Genomic DNA, 19637 nt, shown 5'->3' on the forward strand with positions numbered 1-19637 from the left:
CTTTTGACGCAGCTAATAAAAAAAAGGAGCTGTATGTAACAGCTCCTTTTATGCCTAGTTCGCTAGACTAACTAACCGCCGTCACGCTTTGCCGTAATCCCTGCTCAATACTGGTTACGTCATCATTGGTTAAGCTATGGTTGAAGTGCCCATGCGCATCTTGATGGTGACCAGAATCGCCTGTCTCGACTGGATAAAACTCTTCCACCACTGCAAACGCCTCATCGTTATCAATCTCAAAGGCTGAGTTCACATAGCCAAGCTTTGCCGCTGCCTCTAATGCTGCTTGATCAAAGCCGTGTTCGCTAAGCTCACTATCAATTGACTGTGCATTAGACACCGCATCTTTGAGCGTCACCCCATCACGCAGCGTTAAATCCACAAAGTAAATCGGCGTACGATAGCTTTGTGTCGTACTTTTACCCCTTAAGGTTAATTGCAGTGGTAGACATGACAGCTTATTACCTGATACCGCAGCAAAGTAGCTTAAGCGTGCCGAAAGCGTCCTAATACTATTAAAGCCAGTCGTGCGAAAGATAAACGTACCCAGCTCATCGTCCTCAGAAAGATTGACGTACAGACGACCGTAAGGCTTACAAGCACCGCCTTGCGCCAGTGGACAGCGGTCAGGGGATGGACAAGGCAGTTGCTCAACGCCATTGCTTGTGCGGCGCTGACATTGCTCACCATCACCCACGCATAGTGGGCGTCCAGTTTGCCGATCGAACATCGTGTATTCTGCTCGCAAGTTAAGCATCGGATCGTTAAACAACATACGCACGGGTATTTGTCTCAGCTTACCGTCACTCTTTGCACGTAGCTTGTCATCAAGTGGATGGTTGATCCAGCCCTCCTTATTCTGTATTTGGCTGGTAATGGTGAATTGGTCGTCTTTGGCAGGGAGACGCTTGCCGTCTTTTACAATGACACGTCCAATGCTGATACGACCTAAAACGGGCGGGGTTATCGTTAGACCTTTAATCATGGTGATATTCCTTATAGGTTTAATAGAATGTGTTTAGCCATAAAAAAACCCACCTATGATAGGTGGGCGGTTATGCGCTAGATCTGGTTTGTTGAGAATATATAGCGGCTTAATCGTTTAAGACAACAAAGCGTCTGCTGCCTTGACGGGTTTTACTGAACTGAGCGAGTAATTCCGGATGGGCTTTAATGACAGCCTTGCTATCAAGACTGACACTGTCTTTCGAGCGCTTCCACGAAATAGCCCCTTTTTCAAACACTGCTACCTCATTATCTTGAATTAAGCTTTGCAGCTGATGCTTCACCTGATCATGGCGCTGCTCTAGCTCTTGCATATAGTCACGGTAGCTAAGCAGTTGCTCAAACAACTTATTGGCACCATCGTCATCTCGTAGATCAACCTTGCTTGAAGGCTCAGGCGTTGGATAAAGCTGCTTTAATGCTCGAGCTGCGGATTCAGAATGGTCAGGCGTTGGTGGCGTGTCCGTTTCCACGTATTGACAGAATAGCCGCTCATGCTGCATGATGGATTCAATCAAACGCTCATCACGCTCAACCTTATATATCTTAGCCTCATGACCACAAAGCAGCACACAGATGTGCGCAGCTTGTTTACCCGTGACTGCTAATTGATGTTGTACTTGGCAGGTGACATATAACGGTACGCCATGCTTCCATAATTTTGCCCCATGCTCCCCAGCAGTTTTACACTCGAGTATCTGTACCTCGTCACTACCAGTAATGGCATAGTCTAAATTAGCCAGCATAAAGTGCTTGTCAGGATCCGGGTGCTGCAAGATGGCGTTTACGCGGCGCACCTTATTGCCGGTATGTTCTTGATAGTACTTAGCCACCATCGGCTCCAAGGTATTGCCCCAGTACAAGGGCGAATAGCCCTCTAAGCTTTCATCAATGCTTGATTCCATGCGTCCGGTCTTAATCATCCATAGCTCAAGCATGGATAGGTACGGATGGATACCACAAGCGGCGGCAGCATCAGAGCTGCCAATGCCTTGCTTGCGTACTTGCAGCCAGTCCTCACGGCTTAAGTCTTTGGTATTAACCAAACGCTTAGCAGTGGTTGTTTGACTAGCGGAAGGTTTAACGGTTTTATTCTGAACCTTAAGCGTTGGTATATCTTCGATGCTGTGCTTAGCTTTTACCTTAGCGGTGGCACGCTTAGCCTGTCTTGGCTGAGTGTTGGTAGTTAATGCAATCATGTTCATGGTAAATTCCTTCGTTAAATTGATTATTGGTTTTGGTTGATTACTGATTACTGACAAACAAACGGCATAAAAAACCACGCTCGAAAGCGTGGTTTAATCGTTGCTTGTATTAAGCGTCTTTAGGCAATCAGTGCAAAGGCTTCCTCTAAGCTTTTATCTTTCAGCTTAGCCCCTGCACCGAACCATGCGGAATCAAGCCTATGGTCTGTCGACATGGCACGGCGCTCATGGTCCACATACTCTGTCATTGCTGACAGTAAGCCATAAGCGGTATCCCGCGCTGAATCTAAATCCGCACCGCGACCTTGACCGTTAAACATGTTCATCACCTGATTCATGGCACGGGCATTGGGCACCGCATCCTTTTCTTTCTTAGCACTGTTAAACAGAATGATGTCGTTGTCCTGATCGTTGAAGACACGGTTGAGATAGTTTGCTGCTTCTGCTTGGGTTACACGGCGCTGGGTTAACTGCTTCATTTCATACATGTGTTCATTCCACTGCTGAACAGAAACGCCTAATTGCTGCTTGACCTTGTCCGCATCAAAGGAAGTGCTATGCGGTACTTTCACCACGCCGCCGCTGCCGTCAGCGAGGCTAATCGCTAAGGTGTTATTACACACCACACGGATATTAGTGAACTGTGCAGTGGTGGCAAGCGTGCCATCGCAAGCAGTTGCTAGTAGCAGATAGCCGTTACTGACGTCACCGCCTTTGAGGGTCATAGACTGACCTGTACGAGCGAGTGCCCACATCTTACGACCACCTTTTAAGACGCCTGCGGTCTCAAGCTCAAAGTCAGACTGCTCAGTAAGATCTCGATAGAACTCTAGAATCTCTCGGGGTTGTACTTCTTGGTAGCGTTGGCTGACCACCGATAAGGGCTCTAGGTTATCGCTGCGATATAGCACCTTATTGCTATCAAACGGCATGATCAGATTTTGCCCTTTTTCATTGCTTGCCATGTAGCTGACATCAGTCGATTCAATACGCCAGTCCATACCAGCCTCACGAGCCCAAACTTCGATGGGCTGATTCTTAGATAACTGATTTCCGAGACCGTGCCAAGGGGTGTCACCGACATAAGCCATATTTTCGATTAAATGTGCCATAAGAGTATTTCCTGTGTTGATAAGTTAAGGGTTAAATAAATGGGTTGAGTACCGTTAAGACGCTTTGACAGCCCTCACAGTGATAAGAGTTTTGAGTAGCAGTCGAGGCGCAAACGGCAGACGACTGACAATATTGATAGTCTATTCTCATAAAGACCTCCTTTTATTAACGGCATAAAAAAGGTCTGCCTCGTGCAGACCTTTATAGTTAGAAGGGTTAAGCATTAGCGATTAATGCTCGATCTCACGTAAGTAGTATGTATTTGAAATTAGTTTGATATGGGTGGTAGTCCACGACGCTTATTCGTTCTATAAATACCATGACCAAAGCTACGCATGCTAGGCAGCCAGACTTTCAAATGCTGACCTTGCTTTTCAGGCTTAGTCAAATACAACGCTGTACATACAGCGTTTTCTACTTGCACTGGGTTATCACGATGAATCATACCAATGCCTAAGCGATCATTTATCTGATACTTTTGCTTATTCTCAGCACTGTGATAATTATAATAAGCTCCTGTACCATTTGTGACTTCCTGCCACTTTTCACCAACCTCCTTAGCGATAAACCAATCACTTTGTCTTTCCGATCCATCATAAATCAGTAGTAAGTGACAATGAAGTCCTCCGTTCTCATACCCTTGCTCCAACGCCCAAGCGTTACCTTGCAAATGCGCAAAGCAAGTTTGCTTGTTACCAATCAGCTCTCTAAGCTTAATCATGTGACCATTGAAATCTTCAATGGTCACAGTATGGCTAGTCTCTTGTGAGTACTTTAAGTCAACACGCACGAATAGTAGTTTTGAATAGTGATTGAGCAAACTTCTGACATAGCGCTCAAGGTTCATTTTGTTCTGACCCTCCTGATAACGCCAAGCGTTATCTTCGCTCTCAATGTTATTTTTATAACAAGCTATGTTATTAACGAATTGCTGAGTCTTAGCATGATCCCAGATAACATCGGAGGGGTATGAATCACCGACAATGGCATCAGTACTGAAGACAAATGAGTCGATAGTCTGCGAGTAGAATAGATCAGTATTTAGACTTTCCATGAAAGGCTGATACAGCGCATTCAAACGATTGTTAATGTCGTTAAAATTGAAAGGCTGAAATATAGCGTCTCTGACGAGTCTATCGATATTAGCGATGAGGTATGATTGATTAATGAGTGAGTGTGACATGAGTGGGCTCCATTGATTTTAGTTTGGTGTACATAACCATCAATGAAGTGCGTATTTAATTACTCATAAATGTTTAGTATCTATATGAATAATATAAATAACCTACTAAGCAGATCGCACTATTACGCGATCTGCTTTTTATTAAGTGGGATTTAAATGCTAGTGAGTAACAAGTTTTTAAAATCGTACTGAAAATGGAGTTAGCAGATTGGGACTGTTAAAATATATCGTCAACTATCTGTGTTTATTGGTGGGGTTACCTGATTCAGCTAAAGGATATAGCACTTAGATTAAGCGATGATATTAGAACTAAACTATCTAAATTTATTGCTAGAATGAAGTTTGTATTCGATGTATAGTTTAACCACGAAGATAGAAGTCTAAATACATTCTATTATAAGTCAAAAGAAGAGCATAAGACTGCTCACACCCCTATATTAGGGAGTTTGTAAGTAGTTAAAATATAGTTTTTTTCTACTAATATGGACTTTTACACCACTTTTTATGAGCTTTTTTATAGGGGTTTTTATATGCAAGATGACTTTGATGATGACGACTTTGACGATGACGACTTCGACGATGACGACTTCGACGATGACGACTTCGACGATGACGATGACGATGACACATATACTAATAGTGAGATTTACGAATCATCTATTTATGAAGAAGATATTTCACTTATACAAAATGAAAATTCAGATGCAAAATTGGTTACTGCGAACTCCAATAACGCAGATTTTATCAAGAGTGATGACCAGTCAAATTTTGAACCCATTTATGAGGTGGTAAATGAGGCTAATATATATCACTTAGCTAGTCAACTTAAGTTTAATACTGACTCTAATATTCATTACCAAAAACGTAATAGAGAAGCATTAGACAATTTTTTCAAAGTGATTGAACGCTTGAATCATGATGAGTGCAAGAGCTTGGTATTTGCGCATAATATGTATGAGCAGAATTCATCAGCTAATATTGAGATTAGTGAGCTGGCTTTTAAATCACAATTAGTAAATATATTCAAATCTAAGCAATACCCAATTCAGTACTTAACCGAGTTAATGTGTTTTAAAAATAATAATCAACTACCAGATAGTTTGCTAGGATGGATAAGAGAAGATCTCCGTAGTGCTCTGCACATCGCTTATCTAGTCCGTGATACTCTACATAATAAAGCTTTGGTTGGAGATAAGGAGCTAGTTCCTTACATTTCAAATTACTTGAAATATGAGGTCAATCATTTCAACAAAACCCATATCAACTTTCCAAATTATGCAAACGATGTATATCTAAATAAACATCAGTTGATAGGCAAAATTGAAACAGTTAAGTCTCACTATTTTAAAAATCGTACTGACAGGGAAATAAAGTGGCTTAAGGGTGATGACAGCGATCAAATTGAATGGGCTTATAACTATCTAAGTTCAGACAAGAGAGACTATCTTGTGCTTCAGAAGATATTCATACCCGTCTCTTTGCAAGACAAATACAATTTAATTTTGGCTAGTCTAGATGTTCTATCAAACGTAGATTACACGTATGAAATCTTTACTAAAAATATAGATACAAGTGACCCTAACTTTGATTTCAAGCCGATACCAGTAATATCATATAGAGCTAAAGTCATAGAGAACATGAAAGACGCTTGGGTTAAACTTTCAGCGAGCAGTAAGAACGAAGATCTAAGCCAAATAAAGATTTATAAAAAAGATCAAGATCTACTGGACTCTATTATGAAAGCAGAAGGAACCATTTCTGCCTCAAAAGTTGTAGGTCAGTTGATTAAAGATAAATACAAAGAAATGTTTAATAAGGAGTAGATAGCTCTGTATGTAAAGCTACCCGATTTGATATAATCGTGAAATGTTATTAATGTTTGAACTTGCCACTTCATGTACACCCATATGTACACCAAGATTAGTATAATAAATTATGTATTTTAAAATCAACAACTTACTTATATACTACTGTTCCGGCTCCGGGTACCATATAGCAGTAAAAGCAATTCGAATTAACCCAAACGCCATAAGCGTTTGGGTTTTTTTGTGCGCGTATATTTCTGAGCCAATCTTATTAATATCAATCATATAAACATTAATTTCATCCTTCTCACATCAAATTCTATCGATGTAGTCAGGCTGAAAGATAATGTGCTGAAGATTGATTGCGCTTTATCGGCCAAAAGGACTAAGATGACCTTGACCTATCAAGCATCTATCGACGTACCATGATGCTTGTAATTTCGGAACCGAAGCACTTAACTGTAAAGCTCGCTATAAGGTAGAAAACATTACATTATTATTCTGATTACCAAACGACCTTCATACCACTACTCTAGTAAGATTTTCCTGTCCATCTAATATAACTCATGGAATAGAGGTTTATATTGTCCACTGTTTTAGACCTATTGCAAACCATACCAAATTGGCACTTAGTCGGCTTGTTTGTCGCTGGTATGGTCGCGTTTATCATCTCCGTTATATCGGGTGGTGGCGGAGCTATGTTACTTATACCAGTCGCTTCTTGGACAATTGGGGCCGCAGCTGCACCTCCTGTGATCAATTTGGCAACCTTTATTAGTAATGGCTCGCGCCTTTATCTATTTTGGAAGGATATCGATTGGTCATTGACCAAATACTATGTACCAAGCGCCCTCGTAGGGGCATGGCTGGCCGCCTTGATATTTAGTCGTTTAGACGCTAACTGGATTCAATTATTGGTTGGCGTGTTTTTGGTGTCCACCATTTTCCAATATAAATTTGGCAAAGTAAGTAAAACGTTTGATATGCCCAAAGCTGGCTTTATTCCTTTAGGCTTCGTTATTGCTTTTATGAGCACCTTGGTAGGTGGTCTCGGTCCTATACTTAACCCTTTTTATATGAACGCTGGGCTAGAAAAAGAAAATCTAATTGCTACTAAAACGGCCAATTCTTTTTTTGTGGGTATTGTACAAATCGGCAGCTACTCTTTTTTTGGTTTACTCACTACCAAAATTTGGGTGTATGGTCTCGTGTTAGGACTAGGTGCCGTGTTTGGCAATATCATTGGCAAACGCTTTTTGGCAGGGATGAGTATCAGTCAGTTCAGAATAATGCTATTGCTACTCATGGTCATCAGCGGCCTTATAATGATAATAAGAAACGTCAATATACTTTTTTGACCAGTCTTTGATTTGATGCAAATGCCTATTTGATATCAGCATCTTAAAGGCACAATGTATAAACATCTTCGCTAAACATCAAGTCTAGAAACGTTGAAACGCCCTCCTTCAACCAGTCCTTCTATAGCAATTTGTAGGATATAAAACGTATTGTGTCATAAGCGAGTGTTGACTGACTTCTTAAACACAAATAAGATGAAAGGCACTGCCTGTGACGAATATCGTATTTAGACGATGATCGTATATATTAGATGTAAAGCAAAACCCGTTAATGCGAGAAAGCAATGTTTGTAACCCCTATACCCAAACTTCCTCAACACCAATGGAAAAATCTAGAAGCCATCCCCGTTATTGAAGCAGATGAACCACTACAGATCATCCCAGATTCCAAAAAATTAAAACAGTTCCCTATTTATTTTGATCAAAATGTATCGCACGCTATTGATATTTGCGTGGCAAGATCTTCTGTCGTTAAAAAGCTGCAACAAGCAGCGAACTTATTACCGGATCATATAGGGATTGTCGTACTTGACGCTTGGCGCTCACGTGATGTTCAGCAGGCCGTTCAAGCAGAGATAGGAGACATTATAAAAAGCAAATACCCAAATCTGAGTATATCTGACCAACAAGCACTTTTAGCAGAATTTGTTGCGCCAGTGGGTCCAAAATTTATCAGTCCTCACTTAACGGGAGGGTCTGTAGATATTACTTTGTTTGATGTAAAAACGGGTGAATGGCTCGATATGGGTGCGGGTTTCGATGAGCCCACAGAACGCTCACACACGCATTTTTACGAAGACCAGCTCGAGCATGCTGCTTGCACGAACAGACGCTTATTGTACTCAGTCATGACGACCGTTGGTTTTACTAACTTGCCAACAGAATGGTGGCATTTTGATTATGGTAACCCGCTTTGGGCCCATTACAAGCAGCAGGATCATGCTATTTATGGGGCGGCACATTGGGAGTCTATAGCGTCTTAGCTACGCGTAGTGCTTAAGGTAATATCCAGCCTAGCCTCTAGCTAAGCAACACTTGTATCTGGTTCATGGAGGAACTTTGTGGAAACACTTATTCAAGCAGATGATCATCTGGCATTATGGACATTCGTATTGGTGGCTGCTACTTCAGCGATCTTTATTGAACAACGTTACAAATGGGCAAGTAAGATACCCGGTGCAGTGATAGCGCTATTAATTGCAATCACTGCATCGAATTTGAAGATTATACCAACGGATGCGCCCACCTATGACGCTGTTTGGGGCTATATCGTCCCGCTAGCGATACCTTCATTATTGTTTAAAACAAACCTACAGTCACTGGTCAAAGAAAGCTGGAAATTATTATTGCTTTTTTTAACTTCCTCTATGGCAACGATGATCGGTACGGTCATTGCCTTTTTGGCGCTACGGCATTACATACCCGATTTGGACAAAATCAGTGGTATGATTTCGGCGTCATACAGTGGCGGCGGTGTGAACTATGCCGCTATGTCCGCCAAGTTAGAGCCGAGCGAAAGTATCAATGCGGCAACAATCGTCGCTGACAACATGATGATGGCTTTTTATTTTTTAATACTCATTGGGTTGGCTGGTGTTCCTCTCATTCGCAGTATATGGGGCTCACCGCATACGGACGAGATTGAAAAAGATCCGGAGATGCAAAACAGTCGTACTTTGTCTGAAGCCTATTGGAAGCCTAATCTCATATCGTTAAAGGACATTGCTATCTGTTTGGCAAGCTCCTTATTGATAGTTTTGATTTCATTCAAATTATCAGCATTATTAAAAGCAGTATTAGGTACGAGTGACAATATTGTCGGCGACTTGGTCATCAACCTAATCACTGATAAATACCTATTATTGACCACCATTACCTTTATCGTTGCTTCTGTATTCAAAAACAGTTTTGAAAAACTAAGCGGCAGTCAGGAGCTTGGTACTTACTGTATTTATTTATTCTTCGTAGTCATCGGTATCCCCGCTTCAATCAGCTTGATTGTGACTAAGGCACCGTTACTGTTCGTGTTTGTCTTTATCATCGCAATGGTCAATTTGGCCATTACTATGGGTGTAGGAAAGCTATTTAAATTCAACATTGAAGAAGTCGTGCTGGCATGTAATGCCAATATCGGTGGACCGACGACGGCAGCAGCTCTGGCGATTAGTAAAGGCTGGACGAAACTCGTCGGCCCTATCTTAGTTATTGGTACGGTCGGTTATGTGGTGGGAAACTACATAGGTACTATCGTTTATTTCTTAGTCACTGAGATTGGTATATAAACTCTTCTAGCAAATAAATTTGAAAATCGATGCCAAGTGGTGTCGACTTTTTTATCACATTATTTATTAAGCAATCACCAACATTACATACAGTATCGACCCAATAAACCATGTCGCATTTATCACAATGCCTGAATACCATTTGCGTTTAACGGCTTGATTCTCATTAGCAAAGGCCGCTTGCCGTTCTACGGTAATAGGCAAGATATTATATGGATTGTTTTCTCCATCCCACATGAGTCGTCGCTGAACTTCAGGATGTAAGGCAGGATTGGCGCTTGATTGATAGATATTACCTTCGGCCAGATCTAAGTAGCTAACGGTGCGAGCACGCAACCAACCCATAAAAGTCACTTCATGCCGTAGCCCAGTCAGCCCCTTGTCTTTCTTCTCTTGAGCAATATCAGCACACGCTAATAGTGAGGTACTGAGATCGGTTGGACAGGCATGGGCATATCTTGGATCAAGCGGTAGCTCGTCTGCTGGACGTTCCATATAGGTGCGGATAAATGTCCATTGGTCGTAAGGACTAAGCTGCATATCCTCAAGATTGATACTTTGAGCCACTTCTTCTGTTTTAGGATCAATCACATGCAGGTTCAAGGCTTCAAAGACGACGCCTTTATTACGTCTAACTGAGGCGACAAGATCTTTATAATTAATTAAATGAAAAATCGGCTCTTGCTTGCGATTATGCTCGTAATAGGCAATTTGTTGAGTCTGTTTTAACAATAAAATCTTATTGTAATAGGATTCTTTATTTTTAAACTGTTTATATGCTACATACGGTAGTAATCCAAACATTAAAAAGTTTAAAATAATAATAAAAAAAGCTAAGAAATAATAAAATATAGACCCATCTTTAATAATTACCATAACCATAGCTGTCATCAAAAATAACGACTGCCCAAATAACCAACTAAAGCAATAGGTCATTAAGAAACCAACCAACTGGTGCGAGTTAATAATCGGGTGAAACAATAAATAATCTGGGTTTACCTCGTGTACATCACGGCTCAGCTTCTCTATGCTGGCTAATTTTTCCCGATACGTAGGTATGCTCCCTTCCCAAGGTCTACTTAGTAGCTTTTCGATAGGATGGGTATTGTTAGGAGGATTGTAAATCATTATTTTTTTTGCAACCTTTCTTTAGTAGCTATTATTATCCAAATAACTTACGTCTTTTAGAGGGTATGGCGGATTGCGACTGGTATCGGGCGTATAAGTGACGATAACTTTTGCTTTATTGATACTATGTGGCTCGAACTTCAATAACTGCGTATCAATGATAAATTGGGGTTCCAATTCTCTTTCAGTCTCTTTTTTTGTCACTACAGGTGATAGTTTCTTAATGGCTAATGACGTAATATTACTAGCAACCGGTTCATTACTAGCAGAGTTATGGAATGTCGCTTTATATAGATTTTGTTCTCTGCCGTTTTTATCAGCGACTACTTCTATAGTCAGTTGACTTGCTTTTTCCCAATTTCCAATGTGGATCTGATTTTCAAATAAGGTCAGATACTCTCTGACGCTACCAAAGACTGGTGGTAGCCTTATTTCACTATTTGAGTCTGTTTTGTGCTCTATAGGCATATTACCTTGAAAGGTTTGCAAACGGTTATTGGCTAAAAATAAGGTGCAAGCCGTGATAAAGCCACTAATATCTTGTTCCAAACTATTAAAAGGCGGTTTATCTTGAAACGGGTTTATCAAGTAATAGTCCTGCCCTCGTATGGCTTTATGACCAAAGACACTATTGTCTAACCCGTACTCTATTAATGTATTGTTTTTATCATCAAATTTGAAAGCCAAGCGTTGAAATATGTAGCTCAAGCTCAATGTCAAAGTCAAAGTCAAAGTCATTTTCTATAATAAATTTGAACTCTTCACTGGCGATTGCTTTGATAAAGACTTGACGCGCATTAACAATTTGCTTCTTAAGATCAATTATTTTTTAGGAAGATTGTAGGTAAGATTCATAACTGCTCTTATCGATATGCTTAAATATCAAATCATCTGGGTCAGTATCTGAGAATACTATATTTAACAAAGTGCCAAAATAGTCGTTTTTACCTTCGTTAAAAAATTTCTTATCCTTAAACTTCGTTGTCTTAATACTTGCCTTTTCAAGATTTTTTATGATTAAGACATTAATGACCTTACGTAGATAGTTATTATCTTCTGATAGTTCACTGAGTTGACTAATCAAATAATTATGCTTCTCCGCGGCTGCTATCACCTCTCCTATAGGGTTAGGTAAGGCGACCATCATGGGTTTTATTTTAAGTATATTTTACGAAAAGTTTGGTAGTTTACTTGGTCATAAGTAGTTTCTTATAGCAAATATTAAAATTACTTGTTTTAATATTTATATAATCATCATAAATTTCAATCGTGTACTTACAAAATCCATTATCACCAATAAAAAATTCATTTGAATATTCTGCAGATATTGCATTAATTGAATTAGCATTGCGTAAAGATATATTGGATCTATTTTTTCGCCGGAAAAAATATACTCTCGTCTGATACTAAAGGAATATGATTTTTGGGGTCTTATAGTAGTAACACTATTAAGCATTCTCTCTACTTCTTCTAATGAAGGCTCTATAGTATTAGCATTAGATTCACCTTTAAATAACTTCATATCATAGTTTTTAAAGTTGATTATTTTTATTCTAGGACTTAAAACATAAGAATATGTAATAGATAAAATTGTACAAAAAACTATAAATAATAAAAGGTATTTTAAAATTTTCATAGTGTTAAATTATTTCTATATTAATTAGGATTTACTACTTATCTAAAACAGTAGTAATTAACTTTTGAAACTGGAATTTTATTATTCGGCTGAGAAGTTATTTCTCTTAAAATTATAGATGCCGTAATATTTTTGCTTAAATTATATTTTTCATAAAGTTCAATCCCAATTTCTATAGCTGTCTTATCATCCTTAGTATCGCCACTTATTTCTAATATTACAGCGTTGCTTACATACTGAGCTATATTAGAACCTGTGAGCAACTCATTTGCTGTAAACCCAATTGACCTTCCTACATATCCATAATGAATGTTTGACCATATATCTAAAGGAGCTATGCTGAATAAACCGTAGAGGTAAACTTGGTAAACTAACGACTCAACGAGGAGTTTATCATGACTAAGAAAGTCAGAACCTATAGCGCAGCTTTCAAAGCTGAAGCCGTCAAAAAGATAGCAGACAATAACGGCAATGTTTCAACGACTGCAAAGCAACTAGGCATAGCCATGCAAACCTTATCTAACTGGCAGAACAAAGCGAATGAAGGCAAGCTTGTCGGCACTAAGCAGTATGATCCTGAACTCATGGCTATTATAGAAGAAAATAAACGTCTTAAACGTGATCTCAAGGTTGCTCAGGAGGAGTGAGATATTCTAAAAAAGCCACGGCGTACTTTGCCAAACACAGCTTGTGAAGTACGCTTATATTGAGGCCAATCAGCGGCTTTTTAGCGTTACTCGCATGTGCAAAGTACTAAGTATTGTACCCTCTAGCTACTACGACTGGACGAAACGCGATATCAGCTGTCAGCAGATTCATCGCAATCAATATGAGTTGCTAGTTCGCGTAGCTCATGATGAAACTAAACAGCGCTATGGTGTTGAGCGATTGCATGCTCACCTCGTATAGCAAGGTCATGTCATCAGTAAATACATGGTCAGACGCATTAAAGAAGAATACGGCATTCAATGTCGTCGTCACAAGCGTTTTAAAGTCACTACCAACTCAAACCATAATAAGCTGGTCTATCCAAATTTGCTGGATCAGAAGTTCGATGCCAATTGTCCTAACGGGTCGTGGGTTAGTGACATCACATACATTTGGACAAATGAAGGTTGGATATACTCAGCAGGCGTTAAAGATATCTACACTAAAGAGATGGTCGGCTATGCTATCCACAAGCGCATGACAGCAGACTTAGTTTGCCGTGCACTTAATATGGCCATCAAGAGCAAGCGGCCTGACCAAGGGTTGATTTTACATTCTGACAGAGGAGGTCAATATTGTAGCAATGAGTATCGAAAGATCGTTAAGCAGCATAAGTTCAAAGGCTCAATGTCTAGGCGTGGCAACTGCTTCGATAATGCTCCCATAGAAAGCTTCTGGGGCGTCTTAAAGAATGAGCTGGTGTATCACAAAGACTATGAAACAAGATTTGAAGCCATCAGCGATATCACTAAATATATTGAACTAGATTACAACCAGACTAGAATTCAAAAGAGTTTAGGCTATAAATCACCAAGACAGACGTGGTTTGATTATTATCGTCAGGCTGCGTAACTAAAATCTCCCAAGTTAATATCTACGGATTTGACGGCATAGGTCAAAATCCACTTCGACGAATTTTTTGTCTTTAAAGCGAGGTTGCTCCAGCTTAGAATCTCCTGAGAACTCTCCTAGCACGCCTATGACAAAAGGAATCTCCTTCGTCTCCATTGAATCACCTACTTCGACGTCGTAAGTAAGATGCACCCGAGGAGCACGTACCTTTGCGATTTTCTTTTGCACACTGTCTTGATTTGCCATAATAAGTTGCCTCAGCAGTTTCTATTTTCAACGTAATATGCTGAATGGATCAGCAGATTTTCCGTTGTTGTTTCTGGGAGATGATTGTTTAGCCGGTTTATAGACAGGCTTGGCTTTTGGCGCTGGTCGTGGCGCTTGTTTCACAGCAGCCTTTCTTTTAGCAGGTTTTGTTTGTCTCTTCGCTGGTGCACGATACTGAGCTTTTGGCTTAGCCCTTTTAGGTTTTACGATAGGTGGCGGTGGCTTTGGCAAAGACTCATCGTAATTAAACTCATAAATATCGCCATATATCTTACTTAGAGCGTGCTGATATTCTTTCAAAAATGCTGCATCAACCTCATCCGTCAGATAGTCTGATTGCAACTGGTTTTGGGAAACAACAGCACTACTATTTAGTAGTATTTTTTTCAGTTTGGCAGTACTTTGCCCCAGATCAATGGCTTCGCTGGCTGCATAAACAGCATAAGCATGATAGCCCTGGTCATAGTAAATTTGAGCCAAGATCTCCCATGCCAAAGAATCCTTCGGATTGTGAGCCAATCGTTGATTTAACTCTGTCATCAATTGCTGCAATTGCGGTGATTTCATGTCAGTATTTTTGAGCGCAGCAAATTGATTTGTGATGCTGGCACTCGGGTCTTTTTCTTGTATTACAAGCTCACTATGCGCTGTACTCATCGCTGAGCCTATAATAACTATGCCCGCTACGATAGCTTTAGGTAGCTTAAAACTGACTTTGATATTGCTTTTGATCCTGATCATCGTAAGTCGGTGCTCGTAATTATCATTAAATGAAGATATGTTGACGTAAAGTGACTTCAATTAGACGTACTAATCAAGGTTGTAATATTGGTTAATGTATCTTTGAACGTCGATTTCTCTGCTTTGTCCATCGATACATTGCTATGATAAGCGTCAATATTGCTCTCCATCATCTTAACCGCTGAAAGCATGGCAATCTGTCGCGCTTCTACCATTTGATTATCCATACTCAGAGCTTCGTTAGCGGCTCTTAACGCCCGTGCATAGCGCTTTGCCTCATAATTCTTTTTGGCCATAGCCGTCCATGCTTCAACATTACGTTGATTGTTTTGACTCGTCTCGGTATAGCCAGAAAGATAAGTAAGAGGCGGCGCACTCAACTGCTTAATTGTCGGCTGGCTTCTAGTATTTTGAGGGTTTTCTTTAGCGGTTGTGCTACAGCCAGTCGTCAACAAAGCAGTATTAAGCACCACCGCTAATAAGCCTACCGTTGTAAGATTAGTACGATAAATATGGTTCATAGATCATCACTAAAAACATAAGAAAGGAGAGTAAAAAATATTTTATTATGACTAAAGTTTGCTATTCATAATTTTTTCATGAGGTTGATTATACATATACTTGACAAAATTTCAATAAAATCTATACTTTTCTCAATAAATTATTTAGTAATCGTTCTATCAAAAATATTTTTTAATGTGAAAACAGTAGCTTCGGTATCCTTTATATGCCTTATCAGACCGCTCGTCTACATAGAATGACCGTTAGTACCAAATATCTAAGTAAAGATGCCTTTTACCCTGTGGCATTCTTTGGAATAAGCAATCTCACTCAAAGTAATAATATTAACTTACTAGTGTTTGGTTACTTATTTATTGATTCGAACGCTTGTTTATCTTTATCCAACGCGCCTATATGTTTGACTACGTTATCGGCTGATCGCACGCCTATCCATCGCACAGGGCTGCTAAGAGGTATAAACTATAAGCACTCAGATGGGGCAATGCACTTCTATGGTTTAGACATGGTTAGCCCTGATTGGCAACTGACACAGTCCATACATACTCGCAGTTTTATTAATCAATCTACCCTTGATATCGTTACTACTATTCTTAGTGACTATGATATAAATTGGCAGATATCTGAAACCTTATTATCATCAGAACGCTTATTTGAGCCGTTAGCTATTCGTACACAATCAGATATTAGTGACTATGAATTTATCACTGGACTGCTCGCTGACATTGGGGTATTTACTTTATGGATATCCGGCGATTCTGTTGATAATCTTGGGGCATGGTGGCTAGTCAATCGATTGAATGAAAGTGAGCTGTTACCACTAGAATACAGCTACGCACAGTCTTCGGTGCAGTCCGGTCAAGACAGTATAGATACACTAAAGATGAATACTCGTCAGACTGGCAGTCGTACGGTAAAGGTACGAGCAGATGGTTTGGCGGCGGATACCATTTATGAAGGTCAAGCGCTAGATGAATCGCCTTTAGCCATAGAGGATACGACTGTATTACTCGCTGCCCATTCTCGGGTAAACAGCGACAAGACCGCCACTCAGCTTGCTAAACAGTGGGTTGATGCTAATAACTGTCAGCGCGAAACTTATCACGCCAGTGGCGCTATGCGTGGCATTGTTGTCGGCAGTCCGATTAGCATTAATAATTTACCATCCATTGGTCGCCTATCTACTCGCTGTATAGCAACGATGATGATTGGCATTGAGCCGGACAATGACAGTGTCTCCTATCATCACCAAATATTTATCGAAGAATGGTTAGAGCAAACGGTACAGTACGCTCAACGCTATCATTCGAACACTATTATTGATTCTATACCTAAATACGCTTATGACATTGCTCGTGATACTGGCGTTTGGGCATCGGCAACTTTGTTAGATGCGTCTATATCCTACTGTCCATATCCTAGTAAGCAAGCCTTTGTCAGCAGCAGCTACCAAGGCCTGTCTCAAGCTCGTACAGGTGATGCAAACTCGTCTACCTCTCCCAGCTATACATCCCAAATCACCGATGACAGCCTACAACAAACTGTTACTACGCCTGTCTGGTCAGAGTTTAGTCCTCATGACGATGGCTCCACCCCACCTCTGCGCTCTTTGCAATTGTCCTCAGGTGCCACCCACGGTTGGCAATTTTCGCCACGGCTTGGACACCCCGTACTAATTAATCACTGGTACGGCGATATCGACAGTCCGGTGATTAGCCGTTCCCTTTATGAGGGTATTGGTATGGGTGATACTGACGAAAAAGACGTGACTACTTGTGATGCTGGGCTTTCTAATCGACATAACTTGCAAGGCGGATCGTCGCCTAGATGGCATGGTAGCGGCTTGGGTCACTCGCAAATCAGTGATGATGATACGCATAGCGGCTGGATATCCGGTATTGCTCAGTATGGACTGAGCGCTGAGTCTGAGGTGACATTCAGCTTTGATGATACGCCAAACAAGGTAGGACTACAGTGGACGGTAAATACCGAGTCACATGCCAATGTCCAGAACCCAACGATGACAGATATTGCTACCTTCTCACCTGATGAGCACGTTGTGGAACTCGGCGTCTTGCGTCATCGTTATAGCAATCATCAATCGAGTGACCGTGGCCAAGGTGTCAATATCGCAACCGATCACGGACTACAGGTCAGTGGTGATACAGGTGTACTGCTCACAACCTTTGGGCTCAGACACTCACAATCAGAGCATGAGTCGGCGTGGGTCAATGATGCTGGACAACAGCAACTTAAAATAGGCGCTGAGCTGGGTGAGACGCTAAAAGAGGCCAAACAAGCACATCTACAATCGATACAGACTCTGAGTAATGTGAATCAATCGATAGATGCCTTTAAAACCACGGCACAAATGATAGATGAGACACTCAATGCGGAAGTCTTAGGTGCACCCGATGTAATGCTGGTAAGTCATGACAGTATCTTTGCATCTGCAAGCAACACGCTGTGGACGGCAAAAACCATTGTCAGACAATCAGGAGCTACGCAGTCAGATACAGTGGCAGGCAATTATACCCTCACGGCGGATAGCATTGAGTCACTTTCGGGCGTTGGCGGTCAAGCAGATCAGTCAGGACTACATATCAGTGCCAATAGAGAACCACTTGGTATTCAGGCGCAAGGCGGTGAGCTGCAGTTGCACTCTCAGCAAGGCATGACAATCGGTAGTGAGTCCGGACAGGTCAATGTGTCGAGTCCTAAGCGGATTAAGCTGCAAACATCAGCTGGAGCTTCGATTACGATTGATAACAGTGGAATTAAGCTGTTGTGTCCAGGGACGATTAAGATTAAGGCAGTGAAGAAGGAATTATTGAGTGGAGGTAAAGTTAATGCACCGATTATATCTTTACTTAAATCAGGATTATTCAGTAAAGCTTTTGATTTAAAAAAATTAATTCCTCAAGATTTGATAGACCAAGGTATCAGCTATAAGCTTATTAATCATACAAAAGGTACAGAGATCGAAGGAAAGCTTGATGAAGATGGGCAGACATTAAGGGTGTTTGGTGATAAGGCTGAGAAGGTTGAGTTTGTACTAGAACAAGGAGTTTATTTTTTTGAAAAAAATGAAAATACGCATAATGAAGAAGATGTTATTGGTTCATTTAATGCTTTCGATGGAGAACCAGTAAGTTCTCACTATCACGACACTGATGATGACGATTTCTGCTGTTGAAGAATCTATTGTTAAAAAACGTTCTTCGTAAGATAGAAAATGGAGCTAAAATGAAAAACGGAGCTAAAATAACTGTATTGTCAGCTTGTTTGATGACACAATTTTGCCTAGCAAAAGATGCTAATAAATTTTTAGTTATCAAGACCTGTTCACAGGATACATGCTCTGTATACCGCATATTTGAAGATAAGAGTAAAGAGATAGTCAAATTTGATGCTAGTAAGATTAGCGATATAAAAAAAATTGATGATAATCTCTATTATTTTCATATATCCTGTGGTAGCCCTTGTGGATATGGGCATTACATTACGCGTAACGATTTGTTCTTGACGAAAGATAATGAAATTTTATTTGATAAAAACAGAAAATGCATCATTTATGCAAACTGGAATGAGCATAAAATATTTTCTCGCATTTTAAGTGATAAAAAACCTTTAAATAAATTAATCTATAATTTTTCAAATATAGCGATGTATAAGGACAATGAAGATTATCAAGAACTTCTGGATACAGAGCCTTTGCATCAAATATTTAAAGAAGATGCATTTATTGATAGTAATGGCATCCTACATCTCTATGCTTTCGGAAAGCAATCTAATTTAATCACACTTGAAATTAAAGATGCTTGCGAGAGTTAAT

The 19637-nt window shown here is 40.3% G+C and carries 16 protein-coding genes and 2 pseudogenes; 7 read left to right on the forward strand and 11 right to left on the reverse strand.

Annotated features, from left to right (window positions below; all coding sequences use genetic code 11):
* Positions 1 to 67: 67 nt before the first annotated feature.
* From ACT3TH_RS01255 to ACT3TH_RS01270, 4 genes are all read right to left on the reverse strand, one after another.
* On the reverse strand, positions 68 to 985 hold the full coding sequence (locus tag ACT3TH_RS01255; protein ID WP_444754041.1) for a recombination directionality factor: 918 nt from the start codon (positions 983 to 985) through the stop codon (positions 68 to 70).
* Between the two features lie 109 nt (positions 986 to 1094).
* Positions 1095 to 2210, reverse strand: a complete 1116-nt coding sequence (locus ACT3TH_RS01260; RefSeq protein WP_444754042.1) for a YqaJ viral recombinase family nuclease — start codon at positions 2208 to 2210, stop codon at positions 1095 to 1097.
* Between the two features lie 119 nt (positions 2211 to 2329).
* Positions 2330 to 3322 (reverse strand): DUF932 domain-containing protein, encoded by a 993-nt coding sequence (locus ACT3TH_RS01265; RefSeq protein WP_444754043.1) that lies wholly within the window; start codon positions 3320 to 3322, stop codon positions 2330 to 2332.
* 269 nt (positions 3323 to 3591) lie between these two features.
* On the reverse strand, positions 3592 to 4506 hold the full coding sequence (locus ACT3TH_RS01270) for a YagK/YfjJ domain-containing protein (RefSeq protein WP_444754044.1): 915 nt from the start codon (positions 4504 to 4506) through the stop codon (positions 3592 to 3594).
* A gap of 530 nt (positions 4507 to 5036) precedes the next feature.
* Here ACT3TH_RS01270 and ACT3TH_RS01275 point away from each other — a divergent pair.
* The 4 genes from ACT3TH_RS01275 (at position 5037) to ACT3TH_RS01290 (ending at position 9951) form a co-directional block, all read left to right on the forward strand.
* Positions 5037 to 6329, forward strand: a complete 1293-nt coding sequence (locus tag ACT3TH_RS01275; protein ID WP_444754045.1) for a hypothetical protein — start codon at positions 5037 to 5039, stop codon at positions 6327 to 6329.
* Positions 6330 to 6895: 566 nt separating this feature from the next.
* Positions 6896 to 7669 carry a sulfite exporter TauE/SafE family protein gene (locus ACT3TH_RS01280; RefSeq protein WP_444754046.1) on the forward strand — a complete coding sequence of 258 codons (774 nt, stop codon included), beginning with the start codon at positions 6896 to 6898 and terminating at the stop codon, positions 7667 to 7669.
* Between the two features lie 284 nt (positions 7670 to 7953).
* Positions 7954 to 8652: a M15 family metallopeptidase gene (locus ACT3TH_RS01285; RefSeq protein WP_444754047.1), complete on the forward strand. Its 699-nt coding sequence runs from the start codon at positions 7954 to 7956 to the stop codon at positions 8650 to 8652.
* Between the two features lie 78 nt (positions 8653 to 8730).
* Entirely contained in the window at positions 8731 to 9951 is a 1221-nt protein-coding gene (locus tag ACT3TH_RS01290) for a DUF819 family protein (RefSeq protein WP_444754048.1), read from the forward strand.
* Between the two features lie 66 nt (positions 9952 to 10017).
* On the opposite strand, the gene ACT3TH_RS01295 is transcribed toward ACT3TH_RS01290, so the two are convergent.
* From ACT3TH_RS01295 to ACT3TH_RS01310, 4 genes are all read right to left on the reverse strand, one after another.
* On the reverse strand, positions 10018 to 11079 hold the full coding sequence (locus ACT3TH_RS01295) for a hypothetical protein (RefSeq protein ID WP_444754049.1): 1062 nt from the start codon (positions 11077 to 11079) through the stop codon (positions 10018 to 10020).
* A gap of 21 nt (positions 11080 to 11100) precedes the next feature.
* Positions 11101 to 11667 (reverse strand): hypothetical protein, encoded by a 567-nt coding sequence (locus ACT3TH_RS01300; protein ID WP_444754050.1) that lies wholly within the window; start codon positions 11665 to 11667, stop codon positions 11101 to 11103.
* A gap of 241 nt (positions 11668 to 11908) precedes the next feature.
* Positions 11909 to 12226 (reverse strand): hypothetical protein, encoded by a 318-nt coding sequence (locus ACT3TH_RS01305; RefSeq protein WP_444754051.1) that lies wholly within the window; start codon positions 12224 to 12226, stop codon positions 11909 to 11911.
* A gap of 527 nt (positions 12227 to 12753) precedes the next feature.
* Positions 12754 to 13188 (reverse strand): polymorphic toxin type 44 domain-containing protein, encoded by a 435-nt coding sequence (locus ACT3TH_RS01310; RefSeq protein WP_444754267.1) that lies wholly within the window; start codon positions 13186 to 13188, stop codon positions 12754 to 12756.
* Here ACT3TH_RS01310 and ACT3TH_RS01315 point away from each other — a divergent pair.
* A pseudogene (locus ACT3TH_RS01315) lies at positions 13111 to 14275 on the forward strand (IS3 family transposase). The gene ACT3TH_RS01310 and the pseudogene ACT3TH_RS01315 sit on opposite strands and share 78 nt — an antisense overlap.
* A 42-nt stretch (positions 14276 to 14317) precedes the next feature.
* Here the strand turns inward: ACT3TH_RS01315 and ACT3TH_RS01320 are convergent.
* The 3 genes and pseudogenes from ACT3TH_RS01320 to ACT3TH_RS01330 form a co-directional block, all read right to left on the reverse strand.
* A pseudogene (locus ACT3TH_RS01320) lies at positions 14318 to 14521 on the reverse strand (type VI secretion system contractile sheath small subunit); the annotation flags it as partial.
* Between the two features lie 27 nt (positions 14522 to 14548).
* Positions 14549 to 15199: a hypothetical protein gene (locus tag ACT3TH_RS01325; RefSeq protein ID WP_444754052.1), complete on the reverse strand. Its 651-nt coding sequence runs from the start codon at positions 15197 to 15199 to the stop codon at positions 14549 to 14551.
* A 140-nt stretch (positions 15200 to 15339) separates the two neighbouring features.
* Positions 15340 to 15804, reverse strand: a complete 465-nt coding sequence (locus tag ACT3TH_RS01330; RefSeq protein ID WP_444754053.1) for a hypothetical protein — start codon at positions 15802 to 15804, stop codon at positions 15340 to 15342.
* 206 nt (positions 15805 to 16010) lie between these two features.
* On the opposite strand from ACT3TH_RS01330, the gene ACT3TH_RS01335 reads away from it, so the two are divergent.
* Both ACT3TH_RS01335 and ACT3TH_RS01340 read left to right on the forward strand, forming a co-directional pair.
* Positions 16011 to 18998, forward strand: a complete 2988-nt coding sequence (locus tag ACT3TH_RS01335) for a DUF2345 domain-containing protein (RefSeq protein ID WP_444754054.1) — start codon at positions 16011 to 16013, stop codon at positions 18996 to 18998.
* A 50-nt stretch (positions 18999 to 19048) separates the two neighbouring features.
* Positions 19049 to 19636, forward strand: coding sequence for a hypothetical protein (locus ACT3TH_RS01340; protein ID WP_444754055.1), 588 nt, complete (start codon positions 19049 to 19051; stop codon positions 19634 to 19636).
* Position 19637 lies beyond the last annotated feature (1 nt).

This window comes from Psychrobacter sp. AOP22-C1-C5 (assembly GCF_052378885.1).
Taxonomy (GTDB): Bacteria; Pseudomonadota; Gammaproteobacteria; order Pseudomonadales; family Moraxellaceae; genus Psychrobacter.